Source organism: Streptomyces sp. TRM68367 (assembly GCF_014495685.1).
Taxonomy (GTDB): domain Bacteria; phylum Actinomycetota; class Actinomycetes; order Streptomycetales; family Streptomycetaceae; genus Streptomyces.
In genome coordinates this window covers 71,700-81,782 of sequence record NZ_JACTVI010000003.1, presented here as the reverse complement: position 1 = coordinate 81,782, position 10,083 = coordinate 71,700, and the positions used below count along the sequence as shown (strand labels likewise).

4 protein-coding genes are annotated in these 10,083 nt (G+C 62.0%); 1 reads left to right on the top strand and 3 read right to left on the bottom strand.

All coding sequences use genetic code 11. From position 1 onward, the window contains the following. Positions 1-88 precede the first annotated feature (88 nt). Positions 89-268, top strand: coding sequence for a hypothetical protein (locus tag H8R17_RS03220; protein ID WP_187821573.1), 180 nt, complete (start codon positions 89-91; stop codon positions 266-268). A 742-nt stretch (positions 269-1,010) separates the two neighbouring features. Here H8R17_RS03220 and H8R17_RS03215 read toward each other — a convergent pair. The 3 genes from H8R17_RS03215 to H8R17_RS03205 are packed head-to-tail and all read right to left on the bottom strand — an operon-like array spanning position 1,011 to position 9,965. After that, on the bottom strand, positions 1,011-3,950 hold the full coding sequence (locus H8R17_RS03215) for a DUF499 domain-containing protein (RefSeq protein ID WP_187821572.1): 2,940 nt from the start codon (positions 3,948-3,950) through the stop codon (positions 1,011-1,013). After that, on the bottom strand, positions 3,950-6,736 hold the full coding sequence (locus H8R17_RS03210) for a DUF1156 domain-containing protein (protein WP_187821571.1): 2,787 nt from the start codon (positions 6,734-6,736) through the stop codon (positions 3,950-3,952). Before H8R17_RS03210 ends, H8R17_RS03215 begins: the two co-directional genes overlap by 1 nt. Then, the gene (locus tag H8R17_RS03205) at positions 6,723-9,965 is read right to left on the bottom strand and encodes a helicase-related protein (protein WP_187821570.1); all 3,243 of its coding nucleotides are present in this window, start codon (positions 9,963-9,965) and stop codon (positions 6,723-6,725) included. Before H8R17_RS03205 ends, H8R17_RS03210 begins: the two co-directional genes overlap by 14 nt. Positions 9,966-10,083 lie beyond the last annotated feature (118 nt).

The following is a 10,083-nucleotide window of genomic DNA, read 5'->3' as shown; positions in this document are numbered from 1 at the left end:
TGACACTGGCTCGCAGCTGCCCAGTCGGCTGGCTGAGGTCCCTGCTTGGCTCGCCTAGGCTCAGGGATGTGCGTGGGGCAGGAGTCTCATGTCCACCACTGCTCGCATTCCGGCCTCGCTCGCGGACCTGGCCGTCCCGGTCGATGAGCTGGCGCCGTACCACCCCAACCCATGTACTGGCGATCTTGACTCCATCGCCGAGCCGCTGTGCACGAACGGCCAGTACCGTCCGATCGTCGTCAACGTGGCACGCTCACCGGGCGTCTAACGAGATCCTCGCCGGCAACCGTACAAGGCGGCCAAGCAGCTCGGGTGGGCTGAGGTTGCCGTTACCTGGCTAGACGTCCATGACCACGCGGCCGCGAAGATCGTCGTCGGCAACCGCACGAGCGACCTCGCTGGGTACGACACCGTCCCCCTCGCCGACATCCTCACGGATCTCCCGGACCTGAAGGGCACCGGCTACGACCAGGACAGGTCGACCACCGTCTGGACGAGACCGCGCTGCCCGAGCCCATCGAGCTGCCCGGCGACGCCAGCACTGGCGCAGCGGCGACCGTCGACTAACTGCAGTGGTCCTCCACCCGGGTACGCCTCATCCAGGCCAAGGTCGAACTACTCGGCGCCTGCACAAGCGGTTCGTCGATGAGAACGACTCCGACACGGGGGTTCGGATGTGCAGGTTCTCAACGAGGAGCATCGCGCCGAGGCCGGGGCAGTTGCCGCGGAGTGAAAATCCTGGATGTCCTTCGTGCGGCTCTTGGCCCCGTTACACCACCACGGGGCCGATGCGGTTGGTTCAGGAGCTGAGGAGCCGACGCCCTGAGATGTTCTCCGGCACTGTGCTCGCAGCTCCCGACCCCCGCCCCGGCCAGGGAACACGGAGCGTAAACCTGGTGCGCAGGCTTTGCTGGCTCGACGACGTGGCCTGCTGCCGAGCTGATCAGCGATCGCGCGACCCGGCATGAATGCTGGGGCCATCTCTCTCCCTGAGGGTGGCCCCAGCGGGCTTAGAAGTCGTCCTCTTCGATTACGACACGTGCGCCGATCTCTTGCCCCTTCGAGACGATGCGACCCTCATCGCCTTCTGCGGTCGTCAGCGTTACCCTCAAATCAATGAGCTGGTGATCCCGCTCACTGAAGAATGCCGGGTCCAAGGTCTTGGCCAGTTCCCTCAGCAGTTGCCAGATCTCTTCACGCTTCTCATGGGAGGTGATGCTCCTATTGGACAATTCAAGCAGATAACGCTTGTACACCTTCGGACCGTGAGGCGTACTCACATCAGTGGGGTCGGTTTGCTGACTCCCCGAGCCGCCCTCATCTGCCCCCTGGCCGGAGGAACTACCCGAGTGAGTTTCGCTCCCCTCTTCCGCGAAAGAATCATCCTCCATGCTCGGAGACTGTGGAGCGGTCTTCGTGCGAGGCTGGAGGGTCACGGCGATCGAGTTGATCTGAATTTGACCCTGCGACTGGACTGAAAGGGCAGCCCCATTGCTGTCGACGAGTTCCCAGTCATGTTCGATGAGTTCAAAGATTACGCGGCGAATCTCATCAATGGAGGTGACGAGCGGGAAGGCCGGGTTCTTGTAGAAGGCCTGTACCACTTCCCGCGGCGTGAGAGCTCGATCAAAGGTTTGCAGCAGGGCCGCAAGGTACTCATGCGCCAGTCCTCCGCGGCGGGTCGCCCGGCCGTTCTCGACGAGCTGGTCCCAGACCGCCTGACCGTGAAGGGCAGACTTGCCGTCGTCTTCAAATCGCTTGAACTCGACGACGAGTTCTTCCCCCACACGCAGGAGATACGCGTAGTGCCGATAAGCCCTGAGGACAGCGTCCTTGAGCTTCGTCTCGGCCGCACTGAGTTTGCTGCGCGCCTGGACGAGATCATCCTCCGCGTCGTCACTGACCTGCTGGAGAACGTGACGCCAGGCAAGAACCTCCCAAGCGCGCTTCCGCGCGTGATCGCGCTGCTGCGTGTTAACGCAGGCAACGATGCAGCTAGCCGCGTTATCGACCGTGAGCGCCTGGTCCCCGAGACCAAAAAGAGCTGAGATCTCGGTCCGGCTGCTGTTGTCCTTGCCGTTCAGCAGTGTCCAGCGGCGCGGGTCAAGGACAACGAGCCGCGTGGCGTTCGAATCAACATCAGCGAAGATCTCGCTCAGTTCAACGGCTTCACCACGCGGTCTGTCGATGGTGATGACCTGCTCGAACGGCCCTTTGGAGTTCTGGGCGATCTGTTGCGCGACGTTCCAAACCAGGGTCTCTTGCTCCACACGCTGCACAAGGGCTTTGGCAGCCGTGAAGTACATGCGGAGGTTCTGCTTGATCGACAGCGAGTAGCGTGCCGGGGCATTTGTCGGCGTGTCCGTTGAGAGCGCGCCGAGCCCCTCTTCCGCGGTCAGCGCGTTGAAGACCTCCTCGGCAGCGTTGAACTCAGAGGTTCCGAAGAACGACGGTTCAAAGATGCTGGCCAGCAGTTCGGCCTTGGTAGCCCCTCGACGCCCTTGGGCCCGGCCCACAAGCGAGTAGCACATCATTGCCGTCGCCATTCGCACCGCTGGTGCGGGCTGCCGTGACTCCACCCCGTGGTTGCGTAGCTCGTTGTCAATCGCGACCGCTCGACCGTGACTCTTGTCGGAGCTGGTGATGTCCGTGCCGGCCACAGCTCGCCAGCCTTGAACCGCACGATCATTGCCCATGAGCAGCCCAGAAGAGAGCAGCTGCTCAAGTGCGACCGTGAGCGGAATATCGCCTACACCGACCAGTGTCGGCGCCCAGCGTCCCGCTTTGTGCTCATCCACCCAGTGCATCGCGGTACGAGCGAAGATGGCGACTGTGGAACGGACTTCCTGGAAGCCCTGGACGAGGGACCACTCCTCCTGTACGAGCCGCATGAGTTCTGGATGGAACGGATAGCTCTTTTCAACCCTCGCCGGGAAGCCTGCTACCCCTCGATTGGCTCCGAGCTTGTCGAATACCTTCGTCGTGTACGGACCTGTTGCTGCCTTTATGTAGGACTTCCCGAGGTCCTGGGCAGGGAGATCGTTCGTTACCGCCTGGAAGAGTCGTCTCCTGATGATCGACGAAAAGTCCTGGGGCTCGTTGACGGGGATCGTGAGGCCGTTTCGGACCACGCGGTCGGCAACGAACTGCCGGAAGTCCTGCGCGGCCATGTTGTATCCGCGCTCGTCTCGCTCCGAGCGGATCATGACCAAGACAAACGACACCCGGGGGATGTCGTCGCAGGCATCCATGAGCGCACTGAGAAAGGCCTGCTCATCAGGCATTGTTTCAACGTAGGCCGGGGCCGAGAGCGGGAGCACATAGTCCATCAGCTCGTCCAGGAGCACGAGTACGGGACGCTTGGCATCCGAGAGTGCTGTGCGAATGGTGTCCTTGTTTGGACCCATTCCGACATAGTGCTTGTACCGGTCCATGTCGCCATCGACGAGCGCCCAGATGAAGCGTTCGAAGAGGTTGATCGCTGGGCCGAATACCTCGGTCGGGCGCCCTGGGGAGAAGTTGTCTGCTGTCAATGTCACCACCTTGGGTGACTTGAGATCGAGGCTGACTCGGCCCTGCTCCGCCTCCTCTCGGACTGTCTGCCCAAGTTCGGTGGCGAAGAATTCCGCAGGAGTGTTGGCCATGTGATAGAGGCCAACCAACGCATGGGACTTACCGCCACCCATGCCTTGGTCAAGGTGGAAGAGGGCGGTGCCCATGTCGTCGGTCCCAAGCCGCCGTGCCACGCGGGCGAAGAAACCGACCAGATTCGGCGTAGGCTCAGTGATTTCACCGTAGTAATTGACCTTGCGATACGGCACGTCCTTCGTCTGGTAAACAGCCTTGTGCAGCGACATCTGGAGTTCACCGACGGAGCCGTCAGATGCGCGAACCTCCGGCCGCAGGGCCAGCACATCTGCCCAGTGGGGTACGGTCTGTTGCGCGCTCATCAGGAGCTCTCCTCAAGCAAGTTGGCGAAGGTCAATTGCGTCGAGCTGGGCATAGCTGTATCGGCTGCACGCTGGGCCAGGCTGCTAATGGCGTGCACGTTTCTCTGAATCGCGGTGAGGGCCTTGGCTGCCTTATCGCTGGGGGGCAGCTGAGTCACCATCTCTCCGACCACGGCCCAGAGGTGTGGGTCATTGGGGGCAAACTCTGCGGTGGCGATCACAGAGGCGACGGCTTCTGTTCCACCTTCATCCCATGCGCCGGCCATAGCGCGCGCGACCTCAATCGTTGATGAGTCGGTCGAAACGCTTTCCGGAGGGTCAAGGCGGAGCTTGAACCCGCGGTTGCTTTCCTTCAGGAGACGCGCTCGGACATCGTCGAAGCTGAGGCTGTCAGCCTGAGCGAGGAACCTTGACTCCCCCTTTGAGATGGTCGTCAGGCCGTTGAGGCGCAGCCAGAAGACCGCGAACCTAGTGCGCTTGTCGAAGGTCTCGAGTGGTAGCTCGTCTAGCTTGAGCGCCATAGCATCACGTACGGCGACTCGGGACAGAGTCAGGTAGCGGTCGAGCTCTGCCTCTGAGCCATCCGGTTTAAGGATCTTGCTGTACTTGCCGTACACCTCCATGCCCTGACCGATCGAAGCCATGAGTTGGTCCGTAAAAGCAAGCCCGTCGCGCTCCCAATCACGTACGGCGGACTTCACTGCCTCTGTGACTTCACGGTCCACCTGCGCCGCTGTCGCGACGCTGCGCTTCGTGGGTGCCACGCGGCATCCGATGGTGACGGTGACTTTGATGCTCGCGACACCGGTGTGCGAGTTCTCGGTCCGAGACGGCCACGAACTTGTGATCACGAAGCCTGCATCGTGCAATGCTGCTAGCAGCCGCTTCCATGCCTCGGGGTCGGAATGTCCGAAGACAACCACGAGGTGGCCGTCGCTACGGAGCACACGCTTCGCTTCTTTGAAGGCCTTGGAGAGTGAATTCTCGTAGAATTCTCTGTCGTGCTTGACGCCACCGTTGTATACGCGGCGCACGATGATCTCGTCGTCCTTGTTTTGCAGGTTGGACCCGACAACCGTTCCGATGTCCTCCCCGAAGAGGTCGGGCTGAATTTCCGCTAGGATGCGGCGGATCCATACATAGTAGTAGTCCGACGCGTCGGCATACTCAATCATGTCGTAGTAAGGCGGGTCGCAAATTACGGCATCAACCGTACCGTCACGATACGGGATTGCCATTGCATTGGCGCGTCGTAGTCTTGCCGGCCTGCCCGTCAGGCCTCGCAAGTGGGTGGCCAGAGGCTTCAGGCCAGTCTCTGCGATACTGCCCCAGGTGCCAGGCCCATCACCAATTCCAGCCTCGAAATAGTCGAACTGGAACGATAGGCTAGCTTCATTCGTGAACACGTCGCCGATCTGCACACGGTTTTGACCGCTTCCACTAGAGTTTCCGTGGGAGTGGAGTCGTGCACCTCTCGTAGCGCGGCGAGTCATGCGTGCGAGCGTCGACGCGGCGTAGCTAACGAGTGCCTGGCTATACTCTGTGCTTACGCCAGCCTCGACCATTTCCGCATAGCACTCTCGGATCGTCTGTGCGATGGTCCCGAAGTGAAAAGTTTGGCGCGCACCCATGAGTTGGCCATAGTTCAGGTAGCCGTATCCACTGGCCTGAACCGTGTGCACATTGTTCGGGGGAATGTCTTCATCGGGCACCGGGCTCAGTGAGCCGATCTTATTTAGATCATTCCAGTTCACTTCAAGTGCTGCGTGACGTTCATCTTCCCGTAGGACTCGGAAGATCTTCTTCGTCTCGTTCTTTTTATCCGGATTCTCGCCAAAATCGGCTACTGCGAGTGGCTCGTCTCGGTACTGCCCGGCAAATCCCTTTGCTTTGACAGTTTCAAGGCTATGGATGTGTCCACAGAACAGGCACCGCGCGCTCTTACCCTTCTTGCCTGCGGAAGTGTACGTGGGCTGCCCAGTGGGCGTGCCGTCTACCACTTCGGCACGCCACTTGTCGCCCTCAACAGCGAGCTGGAGTGACTGGCCTGCATCGAACGTCTTCTCGTACGGATGCCGGAGCACGAGTGAGCCGATGAGCGGGAATCTCCTGCGGCAGTGGTCGCACGGCATGGATACTGCCCACAGATATCCCCACGGCAATCTGCCGGAAGCATCCGGCGGGTAGTGCTTCGTGAGGGCACGGCGGACTCGTATGCCGATTTCCTGATGAAGGACCCGTGCATCGTCTGCCAGGCGGTGCGTTCCCTTTACCTGGCCTTCCTCATCTGCTGAACCATCGAACGGGAGCGATGGTTCACTGTTCCAGTCGCGGAGTGGCCAATCTGCCAGGAGACGACCCGCGAGAGTAGCGACTGGGCTGAGGTCTGTGCCCACCGATGTCACCCCAAGGCGCGCGGCCTCCAATGGGATGATGCCGCGGCCCGAGAACAGGTCGAGGACGACGGGGTCACGGCCACCGTAGTTTTCCCGGACTACCCGTGAGAGACGATCGAGCGCGCCTGCGCTGCCGCTCCGTACGGCGGCCTCCACGTGTGGGCGCATCGTGTCATCCGCTGGGAGCAGCGTTGTGAGAACCGCAGCCCGAGCCTGTGCGATCGGCCGCGAGGCGAACCAAGGGAAGATCGCTTTCTCGTTCCGCCCGGAACCCGCCGGTGTGCTACAAGCTTCGTCAACTGCTGTGCACGGAAACCAGCTGTCGATGAGTCGTGTTCGGACATCCTCGGCGACTGTCTTCTGGACCTTCCCCGCGTCAGCGGTGCTCACGGCTCATCTCCATCATCCTCATAAGGTCTGTGACCCTGATCTGCACACGTTCGATCCGCCGGACGTTGTTGCCCAGCTTTCCGGCGGGGTCCTGGGCCCGGATCGTCACCACGGGGTTGGTGGCGCAGCTCGTCACCACGTATAGCCAGTAGTCCTGTCCGCGCTGTTGGGCCTGTGCCCACTCGTGCTGCTCCAGCCAAACGGGCCGTAGGTCGTCGACGAGCCCCTTGACTTCAACCAGCCGTTGCTCGCCGTGCTCGCGGTGTCGAGCCAAGAGGTCATAGCCAACTCCTGCTGTTTGCCGGTCGTCGACGACGTAGCCGAGACGCTCCAGCTCGGCAAGGACCGTGGCTACAGCGACCTTCTCACTGTTCGGGTCATAGCCGAGTTCCGCTTGTTTCGCTCCGCCGGCTACGTTCAGCCAGCCGATCATGCGCTGCGCGGTGGGGTTGACCTTCTCGATCTGGGCAAGCTGTGTCAGGCGATCTTGCTTGTGCTGCGCGAACTGGGCCATGCGCTCGCGCCGCACATCAGCACTCAGTTCCTCGAGCTCCTCCAAGTACCTGTACTCGACCTGGTCAAGTTGTTCCCGCGCTTTGGCGACCCACGAGCGGCGTTGATCTCGGAAGCGGGTGGTCTCTGCTTCCAGAAGCAGCTGGGCTTCACGAGCGCCCTCTGCCCGCATGGCTGGACTCAACCCACTGTGCGGAAGCGAGACGCCATCGGCTGGTGCCTGGAGGTTCATGAGCGATTCCCAGCCCGCTACGAAGGCGCCCGCGCCGGAGTAGCGCACGAGCATCGGAGCCTTCTCCCGGACCCGGCGGACTCCGTCATGGACTTCGACCTCGGCGTCGTACAGCAGGAGGGTGTAGCCCGTCAGCGAAGCGGTGTCTACGACGTGTGCACCGCGCACGAGGTCGGTCTCTCCTGTGCGCAGGGCAAGCTCGACGAGTTCACCGAAAGATTCCTCGGTAGGGCCGAGCACGACGACGTCGTCAAGGTCTGTGGCGCCGTCGTTGATCGCTTGACGTACGGAGGCTCCGTCTGCCGCAACGAGTCGCTCGGACCCACCGCCCAGGGCCTCGGGTAGCGGCTTAGGCGCTGACAGGCGCCGCAGCCCTTGGGCTGGCCCTGGCAAGAGGAGCCAGCCTTGAGCCCTGGCCAACTGATCCAGAAACGCATCGACGATGACGGGGTTGATTGCTTCGAGGCGGTCGGCGCGGAATCGGTCCATGGCGGCGTCGACGTTGGCGGGGCTGACAAGCCTGTCCTCGTCGCGCACGAGTTCTCTGGCGCTGGCGACCAGGGTCCGGGCCTCGGGGATCCGCAGGTCCTGCTCCGGGTGCTGTTGAGCCGCGGCGAGCGCCTGCGCGAAGTCGAACCCGGATCGTGCAGTCGCAGCGTCCAGAAGGTCGAAGATGCGGCCTCCGAGTGCCTCGCTGGCAGCCTCGATGTTGGCGAGCATCACTTCCTGGACACGGCCTTCCCGCGTCTCCGGCGCCACTAGGTGGTAGATGTGTACGGGATTGGTTTGGCCGATCCGGTGCAGGCGGCCCATGCGCTGTTCCAGCCTGACCAGGGACCAGGGAATGTCCCAGTTGATCATGACGTGGGCGGACTGAAGGTCGATTCCCTCGCCGCCGGCGTCAGTGGAGACGAGGATCTGAAACGCCCCGCTGAGGAACTGCTGCTGGAGCTTGTCTCGCTCGTGGTGCCCGACGGTGCCGTCGAGGATGTTCACGGAGAAGCCGATAGCGGCGAACTGGGATACTAGCCAGCGGGCTGTGTCGGAAAACTCTGTGAAAACAAGAAGCTGGCCGCTGGCCGGCGTAATCGAGTGCTTCTCAAGGACTTCCTGCGCGCGTGCCCACTTGGAAGAGGTACCCGCATTCTCCGCCTGGGAGATCGCTGCGAGTACCGTATCGATACGGGCAAGCTCTTTCGCCTTGTCCTGGGTTTGTGCTGAGACAATCAGGTCCTCGGCTCGCCCCCAGGCTTCTTCGTCGTCAACTGAGAGCGTCAGCCCACCGTCGGTATCAGTGGTGAATTCTTCGGGGATTGCGCCTGTAGTGCGACCGCTGGCGGGTCCTTTAAGAGCGATGTGACGGCGTTGCACGGTGGCCCGTGCTGCAGTCAGCGACGATGCTGCCCTCTTGCCGTAGATCGAGCGAGCGAGTACCGCAGAGTCGGAATAGAAGTCGTCCACATAATCCATCACCGCCGAGTACGCTGCGTACTCACGGGCCTCAAGATCTACAGAGATCGTGTCTGCGTATCGAGGGGGGAAGAGGTCGTTGCCTTCCAGATCTTTGAGCTCCTCTTTCATGCGGCGCAGAAACGAGAGGGAGCTGGGGCGTAGGGCCCCTTCGTAGTCGTTGGTACGCGGCTCCCACGGGTACATCGTGGGATCGAGGAGGTTCATCAGGCCGCGGAAGAAGTGTTCCTTGCCGCGGTGAGGAGTTGCGGTCAGGAGCAGCAAATGGTGGGTCCGCTCGGCCAGCTCTTGTGCTGCGCCCAGGTATCGGGATGTAGGTGTGAGCCGGTGGGCTTCGTCGAATACGGCCAGGGACCAGGATGCGCGTGATCCGGACACCTTGCGAGAGACGTCCGGGTTGTAGGTGTACAAGTCAACGCTGACGACCCAGACGGTTACACGTGGGTCCAGGTCCTTGGGGTCGCGTGCAATCTCCGGTGTGAGGCGGCCTGCTTCGATGGCGAAGTACCGGCGCAGGTCACGCTGCCACTTCGTCACCAGGTGGGCCGGGACCACGATCACCGTGCGGCCGGGAATCAGTCCTCGGCGAGTTCCTTCCGCGATGTACATGCCGGTCATGATCGTCTTGCCGGTGCCGGGTTCGTCGGCCAGCAAGAACCGCAACCGCGGCTGCGCCAGCATGTGCGTGAAGACGGCCTCGTCCTGGTGTGCGTATGGCTTCAGAGGTCTTGTGGCAAGGACAGCGGAGCGGATACGCGGGACCGCGTACTGCATCCAACGCCCCCAGAGGCCTGCGAGAGCACGGTCGGCGTTTCCGCCTGCGTCGTTGGCGGGGACCGTAGCTTCGCGTAGTTCTTCGTGAGTCAGGGCAGCGTCTGTGAGTGCCCCGTTTCCGTGGCGGATCACAAGATCGCAGCCGATAGGCGTGGGAGTAGCCATGACCACGGTGACCAGGTGACCGTCGACGGTGATCTGGCTGCCGGCTTTGGGCAGCGTGCTGGGGTCGTCGGTCACCCTGTACCCCCTGTGGATCGCTTCCCGTGCTCTTGCAGGGTGAAGCCTACTTCTGCTCGTAGGCGGAGATCACACGTTCCGGCCTCTGCGGTTAGCCGCGGGTCACGTTGCGGCTTAG